Origin of the sequence: Arthrobacter sp. fls2-241-R2A-200 (genome assembly GCF_030209745.1) — a bacterium.
Classification (GTDB): Bacteria; Actinomycetota; Actinomycetes; order Actinomycetales; family Micrococcaceae; genus Arthrobacter.
This window is the reverse complement of sequence record NZ_JARVRJ010000002.1, coordinates 109,677-126,958: the sequence shown is the minus strand read 5'-3', so window position 1 is coordinate 126,958 and position 17,282 is coordinate 109,677. Positions and strand designations below refer to the sequence as shown.

16 protein-coding genes are annotated in these 17,282 nt (G+C 61.8%); 13 read left to right on the top strand and 3 right to left on the bottom strand.

The window, feature by feature from the left end; genetic code table 11:
- Window positions 1–15 precede the first annotated feature (15 nt).
- The 4 genes from thrS (at window position 16) to pdxS (ending at window position 4,348) form a co-directional block, all read left to right on the top strand.
- A complete protein-coding gene (thrS, locus tag QRN42_RS02750; RefSeq protein ID WP_284977983.1) occupies window positions 16–2,025 on the top strand; it encodes a threonine--tRNA ligase in 2,010 nt (669 codons plus the stop codon).
- Window positions 2,026–2,044: 19 nt separating this feature from the next.
- Complete coding sequence (locus tag QRN42_RS02745) at window positions 2,045–2,638, top strand: HIT family protein (protein WP_284976513.1); 594 nt, start codon at window positions 2,045–2,047, stop codon at window positions 2,636–2,638.
- Complete coding sequence (gene pgsA, locus QRN42_RS02740) at window positions 2,628–3,257, top strand: phosphatidylinositol phosphate synthase (protein WP_284977982.1); 630 nt, start codon at window positions 2,628–2,630, stop codon at window positions 3,255–3,257. The genes QRN42_RS02745 and pgsA overlap by 11 nt, the downstream gene beginning before the upstream one ends.
- Before the next feature lie 164 nt (window positions 3,258–3,421).
- On the top strand, window positions 3,422–4,348 hold the full coding sequence (pdxS, locus tag QRN42_RS02735) for a pyridoxal 5'-phosphate synthase lyase subunit PdxS (RefSeq protein WP_284977981.1): 927 nt from the start codon (window positions 3,422–3,424) through the stop codon (window positions 4,346–4,348).
- Window positions 4,349–4,437: 89 nt separating this feature from the next.
- Here pdxS and QRN42_RS02730 read toward each other — a convergent pair whose 3' ends face one another.
- Entirely contained in the window at window positions 4,438–5,178 is a 741-nt protein-coding gene (locus tag QRN42_RS02730; protein WP_284977980.1) for a type 1 glutamine amidotransferase, read from the bottom strand.
- Window positions 5,175–6,506: a Mur ligase family protein gene (locus QRN42_RS02725; protein ID WP_284977979.1), complete on the bottom strand. Its 1,332-nt coding sequence runs from the start codon at window positions 6,504–6,506 to the stop codon at window positions 5,175–5,177. Before QRN42_RS02725 ends, QRN42_RS02730 begins: the two co-directional genes overlap by 4 nt.
- Before the next feature lie 90 nt (window positions 6,507–6,596).
- Here QRN42_RS02725 and pdxT point away from each other — a divergent pair, with 90 nt between their 5' ends.
- The 9 genes from pdxT (at window position 6,597) to QRN42_RS02680 (ending at window position 16,562) form a co-directional block, all read left to right on the top strand.
- The gene (gene pdxT / locus QRN42_RS02720) at window positions 6,597–7,298 is read left to right on the top strand and encodes a pyridoxal 5'-phosphate synthase glutaminase subunit PdxT (protein ID WP_284977978.1); all 702 of its coding nucleotides are present in this window, start codon (window positions 6,597–6,599) and stop codon (window positions 7,296–7,298) included.
- A gap of 3 nt (window positions 7,299–7,301) precedes the next feature.
- Window positions 7,302–8,057 carry a YebC/PmpR family DNA-binding transcriptional regulator gene (locus QRN42_RS02715; protein WP_284974528.1) on the top strand — a complete coding sequence of 252 codons (756 nt, stop codon included), beginning with the start codon at window positions 7,302–7,304 and terminating at the stop codon, window positions 8,055–8,057.
- 66 nt (window positions 8,058–8,123) lie between these two features.
- On the top strand, window positions 8,124–8,699 hold the full coding sequence (gene ruvC, locus QRN42_RS02710) for a crossover junction endodeoxyribonuclease RuvC (RefSeq protein WP_284977977.1): 576 nt from the start codon (window positions 8,124–8,126) through the stop codon (window positions 8,697–8,699).
- A gap of 147 nt (window positions 8,700–8,846) precedes the next feature.
- Window positions 8,847–9,497: a Holliday junction branch migration protein RuvA gene (ruvA, locus tag QRN42_RS02705; RefSeq protein WP_284977976.1), complete on the top strand. Its 651-nt coding sequence runs from the start codon at window positions 8,847–8,849 to the stop codon at window positions 9,495–9,497.
- Window positions 9,490–10,566 (top strand): Holliday junction branch migration DNA helicase RuvB, encoded by a 1,077-nt coding sequence (gene ruvB, locus QRN42_RS02700; protein ID WP_284974531.1) that lies wholly within the window; start codon window positions 9,490–9,492, stop codon window positions 10,564–10,566. Before ruvA ends, ruvB begins: the two co-directional genes overlap by 8 nt.
- A 189-nt stretch (window positions 10,567–10,755) precedes the next feature.
- Window positions 10,756–11,139: a preprotein translocase subunit YajC gene (yajC, locus tag QRN42_RS02695; RefSeq protein WP_284977975.1), complete on the top strand. Its 384-nt coding sequence runs from the start codon at window positions 10,756–10,758 to the stop codon at window positions 11,137–11,139.
- Between the two features lie 115 nt (window positions 11,140–11,254).
- Entirely contained in the window at window positions 11,255–13,006 is a 1,752-nt protein-coding gene (gene secD / locus QRN42_RS02690) for a protein translocase subunit SecD (protein WP_284977974.1), read from the top strand.
- Window positions 13,006–13,995, top strand: a complete 990-nt coding sequence (gene secF, locus QRN42_RS02685; RefSeq protein ID WP_284977973.1) for a protein translocase subunit SecF — start codon at window positions 13,006–13,008, stop codon at window positions 13,993–13,995. The genes secD and secF overlap by 1 nt, the downstream gene beginning before the upstream one ends.
- A gap of 173 nt (window positions 13,996–14,168) precedes the next feature.
- Entirely contained in the window at window positions 14,169–16,562 is a 2,394-nt protein-coding gene (locus tag QRN42_RS02680; RefSeq protein WP_284977972.1) for a RelA/SpoT family protein, read from the top strand.
- A 61-nt stretch (window positions 16,563–16,623) separates the two neighbouring features.
- Here the strand turns inward: QRN42_RS02680 and QRN42_RS02675 are convergent, their stop codons facing one another.
- Window positions 16,624–17,220 (bottom strand): hypothetical protein, encoded by a 597-nt coding sequence (locus QRN42_RS02675; protein WP_284977971.1) that lies wholly within the window; start codon window positions 17,218–17,220, stop codon window positions 16,624–16,626.
- Window positions 17,221–17,282: the final 62 nt, after the last annotated feature.

The following is a 17,282-nucleotide window of genomic DNA, read 5'->3' as shown; positions in this document are numbered from 1 at the left end:
GAATAGGAGACACCCGTGTCAGATGCCCAACAGATCACCCTCATCGTCGATGGCGAAGAGACAAAGGTGACGGAAGGGACTACCGGCGCGGAACTCTTCTTCGAACGCCGCGACGTCGTTGTAGCCCGCGTCAACGGCGTCTTGAAAGACCTTGACCAGGTCCTTCCCGCCGAGGCCGACGTCGAAGGCGTCACCATCGATTCTCCGGACGGACTCAACGTCCTCCGCCACTCCACGGCCCACGTCATGGCACAAGCGGTCCAGCAGTTGCGGCCCGAGGCCAAGCTGGGGATCGGCCCCTACATCACGGATGGCTTCTACTTCGACTTCGACGTCGCTGAGCCCTTCACACCCGAGGAGCTCCGGCAACTGGAAAAGATGATGCAGAAGATCATCAACCAGAACCAGAAGTTCGTCCGCCGCGTGGTGACCGAAGAAGAAGCGCGCGAGGCCATGGCCAACGAGCCCTACAAGCTCGAACTGCTCGGCAAGAAAAACGACGCCGCAGACGCTGCTGAAGGGGTCAATGTCGAGGTTGGCGCCGGAGACATCACCATCTACGACAACGTGGACCGAAAGAGTGGCGAGAGCGTTTGGTGCGATTTGTGCCGCGGCCCGCACCTGCCGAACACCAAAATTATTTCCAATGCGTTCGCACTGACGCGTTCCTCCGCCGCGTATTGGCTCGGCAACCAGAACAACCAGCAGTTGCAGCGCATTTACGGCACCGCCTGGCCTACCAAGGAAGCGCTGAAGGCCTACCAGGAGCGCATCGCCGAAGCAGAGCGCCGTGACCACCGCAAGCTCGGCGTGGAATTGGATCTGTTCTCGTTCCCCGATGAGCTGGGTTCGGGACTTCCGGTATTCCACCCCAAGGGCGGCATCATCCGCAAGGCCATGGAGGACTACTCCCGCCAACGCCACGTGGACGCCGGATACGAGTTCGTCTACACCCCACACATCACTAAAGGCCACCTCTACGAAGTTTCGGGCCACCTGGACTGGTACAAGGACGGGATGTTCCCGCCGATGCAGGTGGACGCCGAACTCAACGAGGACGGCACCGTTCGCAAGCCGGCCCAGGACTACTACCTGAAGCCGATGAACTGCCCCATGCACAACCTGATCTTCCGCTCGCGTGGCAGGTCATACCGCGAGCTTCCCCTGCGCCTCTTCGAGTTCGGTTCTGTCTACCGCTACGAGAAGTCCGGCGTGGTGCACGGCCTGACCCGTGTCCGGGGCATGACCCAGGACGACGCCCACATCTACTGCACCCGCGAACAGATGAAGGACGAACTCACCACCACGCTCAACTTCGTCCTCGGGCTGCTCAAGGACTACGGCCTGGACGACTTCTACTTGGAGCTTTCCACCAAGAACGAAGAGAAGTTCGTGGGCGACGACGCCGCATGGGAGGAAGCCACCCGCACGTTGTCGGAGGTTGCCACAGCATCCGGCTTGGAGCTGGTGCCGGATCCGGGTGGAGCTGCGTTCTACGGCCCGAAGATCTCGGTCCAGGCAAAGGACGCCTTGGGCCGGACATGGCAGATGTCCACGATCCAGCTCGACTTCAACCTTCCGGAGCGCTTTGAACTGGAATACCAGGCTGCGGACGGCACCCGTCAGCGCCCGGTCATGATCCACCGTGCCCTGTTTGGTTCCGTGGAACGCTTCATGGGGGTCCTCACCGAGCACTACGCCGGCGCCTTCCCGGCGTGGCTTGCCCCGGTACAGGTAGTGGGGATTCCGGTTGCGGAGGCCTTCAACGATTACATGTTCGACGTCGTCGGGCAGCTGAAAGCGGCCGGCATCCGGGCCGAGGTGGATATTTCCTCGGACAGGTTCCCCAAGAAGATCCGCACTGCCAGCAAGGACAAGATTCCGTTCGTGCTCATCGCCGGTGGCGAGGACGCCGAGGCCGGTGCTGTGTCCTTCCGCTTCCGTGATGGCAGCCAGGATAACGGTGTTCCCGTGTCCGAGGCCGTTCGCAGGATCGTGGACGCTGTCAAGAACCGCGAGAACTGACGGAACGGACAACGAGACGGTGCAGGAGTACACAGGCGACGCAATTGAGTATCCGCACGACGCCGAGGTAACTGATGACTTCAGCCTGGCTGGCGTTCCGGACGCTTTTGCGCGTTTGTGGACTCCGCACCGCATGGCCTACATCAAGGGCGGGCAGGACCAGTTCAAGAACAAGGACGACTGCCCGTTCTGTGTAGGGCCAACCCGTTCGGACGAAGAATCACTCATCGTTTACCGGGGCAAGACGTGCTACGTAGTGCTCAACCTGTTCCCGTATAACCCAGGGCACCTGTTGGTGTGCCCGTACCGGCACGTACCGGATTACACCGATATCACAGAAGAAGAGACGGCGGAGTTCGCCGACTTGACCCAGACGGCCATGCGGGTGCTGCGCAAAGTCTCTAATCCGAGCGGCTTCAACCTGGGAATGAATCAAGGCGTCACGGGAGGCGCAGGCATCGCCGCCCATCTTCATCAACATGTGGTTCCGCGGTGGGGTGGGGACGGCAACTTTTTCCCCATCATTGCCCAGACCAAGGCCATCACGCAGACGCTGGACGAGGTTCGCCAGCTGGTCGCTGAGGCGTGGCCAGGGGAGTCGCATGCTGAATAAGCACGCGCGCGGCTTTTTCACGTCACTTTTCACCCCACTGGCACGATGGCTTCTTAGAAGCGGAGTGTCACCGGACGCCGTCACCATGGTCGGCACGGCCGGGGTGGTTGTGGGTGGGCTGGTGCTCTATCCGCTTGGACACCTGTGGTGGGGTTCGGTGGTGATCGCCTTCTTTGCGTTCTCCGATGTGGTCGATGGCATCATGGCCCGTTTGGAGGGCCGTTCAGGGGGCTGGGGAAACTTCCTTGACTCCACTCTCGACCGCCTGGCTGACGGGGCGATCTTCGCAGGACTGACGATCTGGTCCTTCACGAAGGGCGCGGACCCGGCGATCGGTGCGGCCGCCGTCGTCTGCCTTGTTGTGGGCATGGTGGTTTCCTATGCACGTGCCAAGGCAGAATCCTTGGGCTACCACGCCAGCGTTGGAATCGCTGAACGCGCTGAACGGTTGGTCTCCGTGCTGGTGGTTGCCGGTTTCACGGGCCTCGGGCTTCCGCCCGTTGTCTTGTTGGCCACACTCGTGCTGTTGGCGCTGGCCAGTGCCGTCACCATCGTCCAGCGGATGTCCGCAGTGCGGCGTCAAGCCATGGCTCAAGCGGACGGACCCGCACCAGCGTAAGGTGCTGCCGCTGCTGTCATGAATGTACGGGCACCCAGCTAGCTGGGACTACTATTACTAGTACTTGGTCACCTTGACCTGAAAACCCGGTGTGCACAGAAAGCGGTTATGTGGCTGCGCGTGCCGCCGGTGAGAAGGTCGTTTATCTACCCATAGGGGTTTTTGTGTCTACACCAGATGTAAGCAACGAAGCCGGTTCTGCCGCGAACAGCGTCACGGGCTCCAGCCGTGTGAAGCGCGGTATGGCGGAGATGCTCAAGGGCGGCGTCATCATGGACGTCGTTAACGTCGAGCAGGCCCGTATCGCTGAGGACGCCGGTGCTGTGGCGGTCATGGCGCTTGAGCGTGTCCCTGCTGATATCCGTGCCCAGGGTGGCGTGTCCCGCATGTCCGATCCGGACATGATCGATGCGATCATCGCTGCCGTGTCCATTCCGGTCATGGCGAAGGCCCGCATCGGTCACTTCGTCGAAGCGCAGGTTTTGCAGTCCCTTGGCGTCGATTACATCGACGAGTCCGAGGTCCTGACCCCGGCTGACTACGTCAACCACATCGACAAGTGGAACTTCACCGTTCCTTTTGTCTGTGGTGCCACGAACCTTGGTGAGGCGCTGCGCCGCATCAACGAGGGTGCGGCGATGATCCGTTCCAAGGGTGAGGCCGGGACCGGGGATGTTTCCAACGCGACCGGTCACATGCGGAAGATCCGTGCCGAGATCGCGAAGCTTTCCTCCCTTCCCGAGGACGAGCTGTACGTTGCGGCCAAGGAACTCCAGGCCCCGTACGAGCTGGTGAAGGAAATCGCTGCCACGGGTAAGCTCCCGGTGGTTTTGTTCACCGCCGGTGGGATCGCGACCCCGGCTGATGCTGCGATGATGATGCAGCTCGGCGCTGATGGTGTGTTCGTTGGTTCGGGCATCTTCAAGTCCGGGAACCCGGCAGAGCGCGCCGCCGCCGTCGTCAAGGCCACCACGTTCCACGACGACCCCGATGTCATTGCCAAGGTCTCCCGTGGCCTGGGCGAAGCGATGGTCGGCATCAACGTCGACGAGATCCCCCAGCCCCACCGCCTCGCAGAGCGCGGCTGGTAACAGGGACGCTTCTAGCGAGCAAAAGTACGACGCCGGCCGGTCACCTTGGTGACCGACCGGCGTCGTCGTTTGCTGCTGTTTTCCGAACCTCAGCGGGGCCGGCGTGCTGCGTGCTCCCTGGCGAGGCGGGCGTAGTCGTCGTCGGGCGTTCCCGGCACAAAGGAACCGAATTTGCGCTCGGCAGCGATGCGGATGAGGAAGTCCGCAATGGCCGGGTTTTTCGGCAACAGGGAGCCGTGCAGGTAGCTGGCCACGACGTTCTTGTACCTGGCACCCTCGTGACCGTCCTTGCTGTTGTTGCCCGCACCCTTGGTGACGGTTCCCAGCGGCTGGGCACCGGGACCCAAGGTGGTTTGCCCGCTGTGGTTCTCGTAGCCCATGACGTCGCCGAATTCGGTGGTCTGCATGATGACGTTCCCGATCAGGCGTTCGTCGGTTCCATACGTTTCGACGTCGAGGATGCCGATCCCGGGAATGACCGACCCCGAGCTGGTCTTGAAGAACTTGCCGAACAGTTGGTAGAGGCCGCAGATCGCCAGCATGGGCGCGCCGTCGTCGGCCAGCTTGCGCAACTGCTCCGCCCGGGTCTGGAGGTCGTCCTGGATCACCAACTGGCCACTGTCCTGGCCGCCACCACCGACGATGATGTCGACGTCGTCCGGGAAAGGGTCTCCGACGTTGTATTCCAGCAGTTCCGGGGTGTAGCCGTGCCACGCGATCCGCCGCTTGAGTACCAGGGCGTTGCCCCAGTCCCCATAAATGTTCATGTCCTTGGGATAGAGCTGCAGAACGCGCAGCGTACCCTTGCTTGGCTGTGCTTCCGAGGTCATGAGACCACCTCAACTATGGTGACTTTGGCCAGTTCGCGACGGATGGCGAGCATGGATGTGTAGGTGCAGAAGATCCGTTTCGGCTTGCCTCGCGAGCCGTTGATGAACGTGCGCAGCGCCGCAGTGATGTCCGGCTCCACGACGCCGAAGGGAACCTCGTCGTACTGAAGGCGAAGCGCCATGTCGTAGGCGCGAACCCCGGTGAGGACTTCCACGCCGTCCTCGCGCAACGACTCGAACTCGACATCCCACAGCCATGACATGTCCCTGCCGTCGGCGTAGTTGTCGTTGATGGCGATCATCGTGGCATATCCACCGGCCGGGAACGACTTCAAACCGAGCCTGAAACCACTCGGGTTTTTAACCAAAACCAGCTCGAGCGGCTGTCCATCGACGGTGAGGCTTTCGCCCCGCCCAAAAGCGGGAGCAACTTCGGCCAGTGCCTTGACCAGTTTGGGGGTATCCACCGGTCCTGTCCCGAGCACGGAACGCGCCAGTGACAGCGCCGCAGCGGCGTTGAAGATGTTGTAAACGCCACGAAGCTTCATCTCGGTGGTCACGGTCTCGCCGTCGAACTCAAAGTCGGCGTCCTGACCGCCCACGCGGCGCAGTACGACGTCGGCAGCCGGCAAGGCGACGGGCTCACCGGCGGCGGCAGCAACCGGAGTCCCGGAGGGGGAGGGTCCGATGCCGGTGGCGCGCATGTCGTCGTCGTTGGGGAAGGTGCTGCGGAGGGACTCGTCCAGGCCGAAGTACCTGACCTGCGGATGGTGAGCCGCATCAAGCCGGTTGAGGGTATCGGCGATGCGGGCCACCCGAGGGTCTTCGCGGTTCAGGACAACCGTGTCCGTTGTCTTCGATGCAATGTGCTCCAGCAACCGTGCGGTCTTGTCGATCTCGCCGAAGCGGTCCAACTGATCTCGGAGAACGTTCAACAGAAGGCTGTAACGGGGCTCTACCTTGTTGACGAAGTGCACCGCATGGGCCTCGTCCAGCTCAAGAATGGCCACGTCAGCATCGAGCCGGCCGCGCCAGTCCACCTCACCCAGCAGCGAGGCAGCCACCCCACGGGTGAAGTTGCTGCCGCTGCGGTTCGTGAAGACCTTGAGGCCCTGGCTTTCGAGGAGTTCCACCACCATCTTGGTGGTGGTGGTCTTGCCGTTGGTACCGCTGACCACGGCCACGCCGTGGGGGAGGGAGGAGAGGGTTCTCTGCATGAAGCCGGGGTCTATTTTTTCGACCACCAGTCCCGGAAAAGCGGAGCCTCCGCCCCGAAGCCGGGACAAGGTGCGGACCAGCTTGCCGAGGGGGACGCTGAAGGAAGGCATGCTCTGTAATATATCCCAGTCCCCAATGTGTCCGTCCTGCACGCCAGGTCCATCACCGCTCCATGGCCGCCGGAGCACTATGATGGATCAATGACCAACACCCTTTCTGACGCTTCTTCACGCGTGGGTTCAGGACTCCGGATCGGCGTTCTGGCCCTGCAGGGAGATTTCCGTGAGCACATTCACGCCGTTGAGGCTGCGGGTGCCACCGGTGTAGGCGTGAGGCGGCCATCCGAGCTCGACGACGTCGACGGACTGATCATCCCCGGTGGGGAGTCCACCACCATCGATAAACTGTCCCGCATCTTTGAGCTGCGCGATCCCCTCCGCAAGAAGATCGCCGAAGGCATGCCGGTCTACGGATCCTGTGCCGGCATGATCCTGTTGGCCGACGAGATCGCGGATCCTTCCGAGGATCTTGAAGGCAATGCGCAGCAGACATTCGGTGGCCTCGATATCACCGTCCGGCGTAACGCCTTCGGCCGCCAGCGGGAATCCTTCGAAACCGACCTGGATTTCAAGGGGCTGGACTTTAGTGCCGGCGAAGGCGGAGTCGAGCCCGTCCACGCAGTCTTTATTCGCGGCCCCTGGGTTGAGCGGGTCGGGCCTGGAGTTGAGGTACTTGCCCAGGTGCAGCCTGACGATGCCCGCCACACCGCCACTTTGCACGGAATGGCTAGAATTGTTGCAGTACGTTCGGGCCACCTGCTGGCAACCTCCTTCCACCCGGAAGTGACGGGCGAGAAGCGCGTGCATGAACTCTTTATTCGAATGATCAGAGGAGAAGCGTAAAGCATGTCAGGCCACTCCAAATGGGCGACCACCAAGCACAAGAAAGCCATCATTGACGGCAGGCGTGCCAAGTCGTTCGCGAAACTGATCAAGAACATCGAAGTTGCTGCCCGCATGGGTGGTCCCGACCTCGCCGGCAACCCGGGCCTGGAACTGGCTGTCACCAAGGCCAAGAAGACCTCGGTCCCCAACGACAACATCGACCGCGCCATCAAGCGTGGCGCCGGGCTCACCGGCGAAGTGGTCGACTACACCGAAATCATGTACGAGGCCAGGGGCCCCCAGGGCTCTGCGCTGTTGATCGAATGTTTGACCGACAACAAGAACCGTGCGGCCTCGGAAGTGCGCTTGGCCATCTCACGTAATGGCGGCACCATCGCCGACCCCGGTTCTGTCAGCTACCTGTTCACCCGCAAGGGCGTGGTGGTGCTGCCGAAGAACGGCCTGAGCGAGGACGACATCCTCATGGCTGTGCTGGAAGCCGGGGCCGAGGAAGTCAAGGACAGCGGAGAAAACTGGGAAATCCACTCCGAACCCTCCGACCTCCAAGCCATTCGGGATGCCCTGAAGGACGCAGGGATCGAGTACGAGACTGACGAAGCCGAATTCGTTCCGTCCATGCAGGTTGACCTCGACGTCGACGGCGCCAAGAAGTTCATGAAGCTCGTGGACGCCTTGGAAGAGTTGGACGACGTCCAGAACGTCTACAGCAACGCTGATCTCAGTGAGGAAGTCCAAGCAGCCCTCGACGCCGAATAGGCGTTTCGACATTCGTCGGTGGCGTCCCGCAGTGCTGTTAATTGAAGACAAAAGGAAGGCCCGGACGTGACTCTTCGTGTGTTGGGAGTCGATCCGGGCCTTACCCGTTGCGGCATCGGTGTGGTGGACATTGAGCGGAACCGGCGGGCCACGATGGTTGCCGTTGGAGTGGTTGGCACCTCCGCTGAGCTCACTTTGGACAAGCGGCTCTTGGTCATCGCCCAAGCCATCGACGAGTGGCTGGACCTGCACACGCCGGACGTCGTCGCCGTCGAACGGGTCTTTTCGCAGATGAACGTCAGCACCGTCATGGGCGTCGCCCAGGCCTCCGGCGTCGTTATCGCCGCTGCGGCGAGGCGGGGGATTCCGGTGGCCCTGCATACGCCATCCGAGGTCAAAGCAGCAGTAACCGGAAGCGGTACTGCCAATAAGGACGCCGTTACCAAGCTCGTCACCAAGATACTGCGCCTGGACGCGCCGCCGAAGCCCGCTGATGCCGCTGATGCCCTCGCCTTGGCCCTCACGCACGCGTGGCGCGCAGGTAGCGGTCTCGCGGCGAACGGCGGTGCAGGCAACAGTTCGCTGACTCCAGCGCAAAAAGCATGGGCCGACGCCGAGGCGAAAGCGCGCCGTGCGCGTTGATCGCTGACGATGTTGCTAGGGTATTCGTAGATATGTTCGGATAGGCGGCTTTGGCCGGGGTCTGACTCGGGCCTTGGCGGCAACGTGCAGGAGAATGTGGATGGCAATGCAAAGCATCGGAGCGGGACAACCGTCAGGGGCCGGGTCTTGATCAGTTTTCTTCGCGGGATCGTGGCAAATGTTGGCTTGTCGAGCGCAGTTATTGACCTCAACGGGGCTGGGATGAGCGTCTTCGCCACGCCGCAGACCTTGAGCCACCTCACGGTAGGTGCGGAAGCAAAGCTGTTCACCTCAATGATCGTCCGGGAGGATTCCCTGACGTTGTTTGGATTCGCCGACGAGGACGAGCGGGAAGTCTTTGACGTCCTCCTCAGTGTCAGCGGAGTGGGGCCCAGGCTGGCGTTGGCCGTTCTCGCTGTTCACGAACCCGAAGCCATTCGGGTGGCCGCCCACACCGGGGACGGGAAGACTTTCACCAAGGTGCCGGGCATCGGTCCCAAAGTTGCCGGGCGCATCGTCCTGGAACTTGCCGGAAAGCTGGTACCCCTGGGAACGGGGGCAGGCGACAGCAAGGCTCCCGCATTGGCTCCGAGCGCGGAGTGGAAGCCCCAAGTAGTCGCCGCACTGACCAGCCTGGGATGGTCGGAAAAGGACGCGGCCGGCAGTGTGGACAAGGCCATGGTCGATTCGCCGGAATTGGCCGCGGCCGGAAACGTCGCGCAAATCCTCCGCGCCACCCTCCGTTGGCTGGGCCAAGACGGGGCCCGTGCTGGCAACCGCGTAGGCAGCCGTGGCTGAGCAGTCATTGGTCACAGGGGGTGAAGAGCCCGAAGAGCGGATCATTGAGGCCGCACTCCGGCCCAAAAACCTCCACGACTTTGTGGGCCAGCACCGGGTCCGCAAACAGCTGGCGCTGGTACTGGAGGCCTCGCGCATGCGGGGCCGCAGCGCAGATCACGTCCTGATGTCAGGCCCTCCGGGCCTCGGCAAAACCACTTTGGCCATGATCATCGCCGCAGAAATGAATGCTCCCCTCCGGATCAGCAGCGGTCCAGCGATCCAGCACGCCGGCGATTTAGCAGCGATTCTCTCCTCCCTGACTGAAGGCGAAGTCCTGTTCCTGGATGAGATCCACCGGATGTCCCGCCCGGCCGAGGAAATGTTGTACATGGCCATGGAGGACTTCCGTGTGGACATCGTGGTGGGCAAAGGTGCCGGCGCCACGGCGATCCCACTGGACCTGCCTCCCTTCACTTTGGTCGGGGCGACTACGCGAGCTGGCCTCCTCCCGGGTCCGCTGCGCGACCGCTTCGGGTTTACGGGCCATTTGGAGTTCTACTCTGTTGATGAACTTGAGCTGGTCCTCCGTCGCTCGGCTGGCTTATTGGACCTCAAGGTCAATTCAGCGGGGTTCACGGAGATCGCCGGCAGGTCCCGTGGTACGCCCCGTATCGCTAACAGGCTGCTTCGACGCGTCCGCGACTGGGCACTCGTGCACGGTATCGAGCAAATTGACGCCCGTTCGGCGTCGGCGGCTTTGGACATGTATGAGGTCGACGCGCGGGGCTTGGACCGCTTGGACAGGTCCGTCCTTGAGGCCTTGATCACCAAGTTCAATGGGGGTCCCGTCGGCTTGTCCACGCTCGCTATTGCCGTGGGGGAGGAACCGGAAACGGTTGAAACGGTGGCTGAGCCCTTCCTGGTCCGCGAAGGACTGTTGGGAAGAACACCGCGGGGCCGCATCGCCATGGCCGCCGCGTGGACCCATCTGGGCTATGCAGTGCCCGCAGGCGTTTTCGGGCAGGAGACTTTGGCGCTGTTTGATGAGGACCAAAACCACGCCGAAACCATGGATACAGCCGGTTAACACGCGGTCTTCAGGTTTTCCCCCTAGACTGGTATGACGCTCGGCACGTTCGAGTCCTTGATCCATGTGCCCCCTTGCAGGTGAGGCGCAACGCTTTCCGGGGGTTTTACTTCCGCGGCTGCAGGATCTCCCGGGGACGTTGCCGTGAACCAAAACGTAAGTACAGAACGGAACTTCCCTGTGGATCCAATGACCATATTGCTGTTCGTCATGCTTGGACTCTTTGTCTTCATGATGTTCCGCCGCAACAAGAAGACCCAGCAGCAGCAGGCCGCGATGCAGTCCAAGTTCGCCCCTGGCGTGGACATCATGACCAGCTTCGGTCTCTTCGGGCGCATCGTTTCCATCGACGAAGCTGAGAACAAGGTAGTTATCGAACTTTCGCCGGGTATCGAGGCAACTGTTCACCGTCAAGCCGTCACCAAGGTGGTTGAAGCGACGCCCGAGGAAGCTCCCGTTGTTCCGGATGACGCTTCTTCCTTGACTGCGACTGGAACGGAACTGCCCGGCGTCGCGGAGACCCCGGATGAGACCATCGCGCGGCTCAACAAAGAGGACAAGAAGGACAACTAAGAAGGGTTTCCGGCGCCGTTAAGGCGCAGAACAACTTCTACGGCAGCAGAGAGCCGCCGGCAGACACGCATCAGTGTCCGCCGGCGGCTGTCCGGCGATAACAGGAAGATCGATAATGGCACGGACCGGCCCCAAAAACTCAGCCCGTAAGGTGCTGACTTGGCTTGGAGCAATATTAGTTGTACTCACCGCCGTCCTGGCCGGGGGAGTGGTGACAGGCCACGCAACCTGGGCTCCCAAGCTTGCCTTGGACTTGGAGGGCGGAACCCAGATGATCCTCGCCCCCAAGGTTGAGGGCTCCAGCGGCATCAATGAGGACCAACTCAACCAAGCCGTCGCCATCATCCGGCAGCGTGTTGATGGTTCGGGCGTCGCGGAGGCTGAGATCAGCACCCAGTCCGGGCGCAACGTTGTCGTGAGCCTTCCTGGAACTCCCTCCAAGGAAACCCGCGATCTGATTCAAGCATCGGCGAACATGAATTTCCGCCCGGTAATTCTGACGGGAGACCCTTCAGCCGTCCCGATCGCTTCACGGACGCCTGATGCGCAGTTGCCCAAGCCCACAGCGGCTCCGGCGAACGCAAGCGACCAGAACTGGGTAACTCCGGATATTTACAAGCAATTCGAAGCTCTTGACTGCGTGAACCCCTCTGCGGAAAAGGCACAAGCCTCGGACCCGGCCAAGCCGCTGGTGACGTGTGAGGCTGCCACGGACAAGACTCCGGCAGTCAAGTACATCCTCGGACCCGTGGAGGTCAAGGGACAGGACATCTCCTCGTCCTCGTACGACCCCGTCCAGGGTGCCCAGGGTTCCGTCACCAACTCTTGGGGCGTAACCATTACGTTCGACGCCGCTGCGACCGCCAAGTTCAAGGACGTGACCACACGCTTGAACCAGTTCTATGCCGCATCGCAGGCCCAGGGCGGAAACGACCCCAAGTCGCAGTTCGCGATCGTCCTTGACGATAAAGTCATCTCGGCACCGCGCGCGTTGGCAGTGATTTCTGACGGGAAGCCGCAAATTACCGGCAACTTCACCCAAGCGTCCGCCAAAGCGCTCTCGGACCAGTTGCGCTACGGTGCGTTGCCCATCAGCTTTGACATCCAGTCACAGGAGCAGATTTCGGCCACCCTTGGTGGGGATCAGCTCCGGCTCGGGCTGTTGGCCGGCATCATCGGCTTGTCCTTGGTTGTGATTTACTCGCTGTTCCAGTACCGGGCCCTTGGATTCGTTACCATCGCCTCCCTGGTCGTGGCAGGCGCGCTGACGTACCTAGCCATTGCCGTGCTGGGTTGGACCGAAAACTATCGGCTCTCCCTTGCGGGCGTTGCCGGCCTCATCGTGGCGATCGGTCAAACGGCCGACTCGTTCATCGTTTACTTCGAGCGCATCCGCGATGAGCTGAGGGAAGGCCGCGGGCTGGTTTCCGCCGTCGAGAACGGTTGGAAGCGAGCCAAGCGGACTGTGCTGGCCTCCAAGGCAGTCAACGTCCTGGCCGCCGTCGTGCTCTACTTTGTGGCTGTGGGCAGCGTGCGCGGGTTCGCGTTCACGCTTGGCCTGACCGCGGTTGCCGACCTGATCGTGGTGTTCATGTTTACCCACCCGATGCTGCAGGTCCTTGCGCGCACGCGCTTCTTCTCCGAGGGGCACCGTTTCTCGGGACTGTCCCCTGACCGCCTCGGTGCGATACCCCTGTACCGCGGCGCGGGCCGCCTCCGGACACCGGATGAAAAACCAACCGTAGTACGCGCACGCAATGCCGGCGCTACCGCTGAAGCTGAACGACGCATGACCATCGCCGAACGGCGCCTCGCCGAGAAGGGCCAGCTGACTGGCACTTCCAACGGCACCAAGGAGGAGAAGTAATGAGGACGAGCTTCGCAACCTTCGGTAACGAGCTATACACGGGCAAGCGCTCGTACAACTTTGTTGGTTCCAGGCGGATCTGGTTCATCATCGCGGGCGTCATCGTTGCGCTGTCCATCGTGATTCCCGTGCTTAAAGGTGGATTCAACCTCGGCATCGACTTCCGCGGTGGGTCCGAGTTCACGGTGTCCAACGTCAAAACCACTGACCCGAGTCTCGGCGAGAAAGCCGTCCACAGCGTGGTCCCGAGCGCAATTCCGCGCGTGGCCAACGTTGCGGGCAACACCATGCGCATCCAAACGGATCACTTGAGTGACGACGAGACCAACCGCATCAAGGAAGGCTTGACGAGCGCCTACGGGGTTACCGACAACGAGGTGACATCCAACTTCGTTGGACCAACCTGGGGACAGGACGTGACGCGGCAGGCGCTCATCGGCCTGCTGGTCTTCGTGGGCTTGGCCGCCGTCCTGATGGCGTTGTACTTCCGGACATGGAAGATGTCGTTGTCAGCATTGGCCGGCATGCTCGTGACCATGTTCACCACAGCAGGGGTCTACGCCCTGAGTGACTTCGAGGTGACGCCGTCGGCCATTATCGGCTTCCTGACCGTCCTGAGCTACTCGCTGTACGACACCGTGGTGGTTTTCGACAAGATCCGTGAGAACACGTCCGGCATTGCTTCTTCCACGCGGCGGACCTTCGCCGAGGAGGTCAACCTCGCGGTCAACCAAACCCTTGTCCGTTCCATCAACACCATGATGGTGGCGGTGCTGCCTGTGGCCGCCATCCTGTTTATCGGTGCGGGCTTGTTGGGTGCTGGAACGCTCAGGGACCTGTCGTTGGCTCTGTTCGTGGGCATCCTTATCGGTACCGCAGCCACGATTTTCATCGCGGCCCCCCTCTACGCCGCCCTCCGTCAAGGCGAGGCCGTCCTCGTCAAGCAGGCCAAAAAGGTAGCGCACCGGCGGGCAGAGGCCACCGTCTAGTCGGCCGATATTTGCTGTTTGCCTCAGAGCCGGTCCCCACGTAAGTGAGGGCCGGCTCTTTGGTGTGACGGTCGAGGCTCCTGCGGCGGCCCGTCATGTGCCCCTCCGGTTGCGGAAGCATTCAGTTGCGGGAATAGACTGGGAGAATTGAATCGTTTGTGAGGGGTACTTCTGTGGAAGAACGTGCGACGTCGGCGCCACCTTCGGGCGGGGAAGACGGCAACAAGGCTGTGGCCGGCCCGGCTACGAGCGTAGCTGGACGCTCCCTCAGTGCCGTTCCGGTGGATACTCCCGGTGTCCGCCCTACGTTTCCCGGCCGGCGCGAGCGCACTCGCTCCCGCCTTGCCCGCCTCACCGGGCGCGGTTCGGCTCCGTACTCACCGATTTTGGAGCCTTTGCTTCGGACTGTCCGGGCCAATAACCCCAAGGAAGATTTCGATCTCATTCAACGGGCGTTCGAGGTGGCCGAGCGCAGCCACCAGGGCCAGAAGCGCAAGAGCGGCGATCCGTACATCACCCACCCGGTAGCAGTAGCAACCATCCTCGCTGAACTTGGGATGACAGGCACCACCTTGGCGGCGGCGTTGCTCCATGACACCGTTGAAGATACGCCCTACACGTTGGCAGACCTGACGAGGGACTTCGGGCCCGAGGTTGCCATGCTGGTGGACGGCGTCACCAAGTTGGACAAGGTCAGTTTCGGCGAGGCGGCGCAGTCTGAAACCGTCCGCAAAATGGTCGTGGCGATGGCCAAGGACATCCGCGTGCTTATGATCAAGTTGGCTGATCGCCTCCACAACGCCCGGACCTGGCGCTTTGTCTCTGCCGAGTCGTCATCCCGCAAGGCCCGCGAGACCCTGGAAATCTTTGCCCCCTTGGCTCACCGCTTGGGCATGAACACCATCAAGTGGGAGCTTGAGGACCTGTCATTCGCTGCCCTGTACCCGAAGGTGTATGAGGAAATTGTGCGCATGGTGGGGGACCGGACCCCTGAGCGTGAGAAGAGCCTCAGCGTCATCCGCAACCAGATAGCGGACGATCTGCGAACCGCGAAGATCAAGGCGACCATCACCGGGCGCCCTAAGCACTACTACTCGATCTACCAAAAGATGATCGTGCGCGACAAAGACTTCGACGACATCAACGACCTCATGGGCGTCCGCGTCCTGGTGGATTCGGTCCGTGACTGTTATGCGGCGTTGGGAACGTTGCACTCGCGATGGAACCCGCTTCCCGGGCGGTTCAAGGACTACATCGCCATGCCGAAATTCAACATGTACCAGTCCTTGCACACTACCGTCATCGGGCCCGGGGGCAAGCCCGTTGAGATCCAGATCCGGACCCACGAGATGCACCGCAGGGCCGAATACGGCGTGGCAGCGCACTGGAAGTACAAGGATCAGCCCAACCGGACCGCCGTCGGACCCGGAAGTCCGCGCGATGGCGATATGGGCTGGCTGAGGTCGCTGGTGGACTGGCAGCAGGAGACTTCCGATCCGGGAGAATTCCTGGACTCCCTGCGCTATGAAATAAATGCCCGGGAAGTTTTCGTCTTCACTCCCAAGGGTGAAGTGATGGCCTTGCCGGCCGGTTCCACTCCCGTGGACTTCGCCTACGCCGTGCACACCGAGGTGGGTCACCGGACCATCGGAGCCCGGGTGAACGGGAAATTGGTCCCGTTGAACAGCGAGCTCAACCATGGTGACTGGGTTGAGATTTTCACCTCAAAGGCCGAAGGTGCCGGTCCAAGCCAGGACTGGCAGCACTTCGTCAAATCCGCGCGGGCCAGGAATAAAATCCGGCAGTGGTTCACCAAGGAGCGCCGCGAGGAGGCCATCGACCGGGGCAAGGATATGCTCACCCGGGCGATGCGGAAGCAGAACCTCCCGCTTCAGCGCCTCATGACGCACGACGCTCTATCGGCCGTGGCGGAGGACTTCCACTACGTTGATATATCCGGGCTCTACGCGGGCGTCGGAGACGGGCACACGTCCGCCCAGTCCGTCATGGAGAAGCTGGTCGAGCACCTTGGCGGCCATGAAACCCCTGACGAGGACCTCGATGAGGTCAGTATCCCGACGCAGGTTGCCAAGTCCAAGTTCTCCGACTCAGGCGTGATAGTTCGGGGCGTCGGCGACGTGTGGGTCAAGCTGGCCCGGTGCTGCACGCCCGTTCCTCCGGATCCCATCCTCGGCTTTGTCACCCGCGGTTCCGGTGTTTCCGTGCACAGGACCGACTGCACGAACGTTTCGGGACTTCGGGACCAGCCGGACAGGATCGTAGATGTTGAGTGGGCCCCAACCCAGTCAAGTGTCTTCCTCGTGGAGATCCAGGTTGAGGCTTTGGACAGGAAGTCGCTGCTCTCTGACGTAACACGTGTGTTGTCAGAGAACCACGTCAATATCCTCGCAGCTTCCGTGCACACCTCCAGTGACAGGGTAGCGATCTCCAAATTCGCATTCGAGATGGGCGATCCCAAGTACCTGCACCACGTCCTGAACGCCGTGCGCCGGATTGACGGAGTCTTCGACGTTTACCGGACCACCGGCAACCGGCGCCGCAACTAGCGCCGGTTGTAACCAGCGATAGTTGCAACTGGCTCGGGTCCTCCTGCGGGGCGTAGCTCCCTTACCTGGCCAGATGGGCCAGTGTGGCTAACGCCCGCTTCTTGTGGGGAACCCGGGGCGCCGCTTCGACGGCCAGGGTCAAAAGGCGCAGCCTGACGCCGAGCTCCGGATGGTTCAAAAGGCGTGTGAGGGCGGGCACCGCCCGCTCGGGTTGCACATGCAGGGCGATGTCGGTGGCTGTGCGCAAAGGACTGCTGACCAGCAGTCCGCCCAAGCTCACCACGTCCAATTGTCCGAGCCGGACCTCGTGGAGGCTGCAGCCTTTGGTGCTCCTCAGGCTGGAAATCCGATGTTTGGCGTCCACCAGGAGTGCAAGGTTTTCCGGTGGCGGGGCACAGCCATAGATCCATGCCGCAGTGAGGCGACCGGCGACGACCCGCGTGCGGATCTTTTCGGGTACCGTGAGCGCTGCCGCCCGGGCTCTCAGGCGTGCGGTCAGGGCGACACCCGGGGCCGCATAGGACTTCCCGTAAAGGGGGAGCAGGATCCCATCAAGCGCCATGCACTGTAATTCGACCCATGTAAAGATGGGGCTGGGGGAGTAGAGCTCGGCGATGACCGGCTCCAGCAGGTTTGGGGCGGCTACTGCGTGGACCATTCACTGATCATTCCGTGGAGCGGTCCAAGCAGTACAGGCTCCGCCCCGGCTATGTGGAAAAC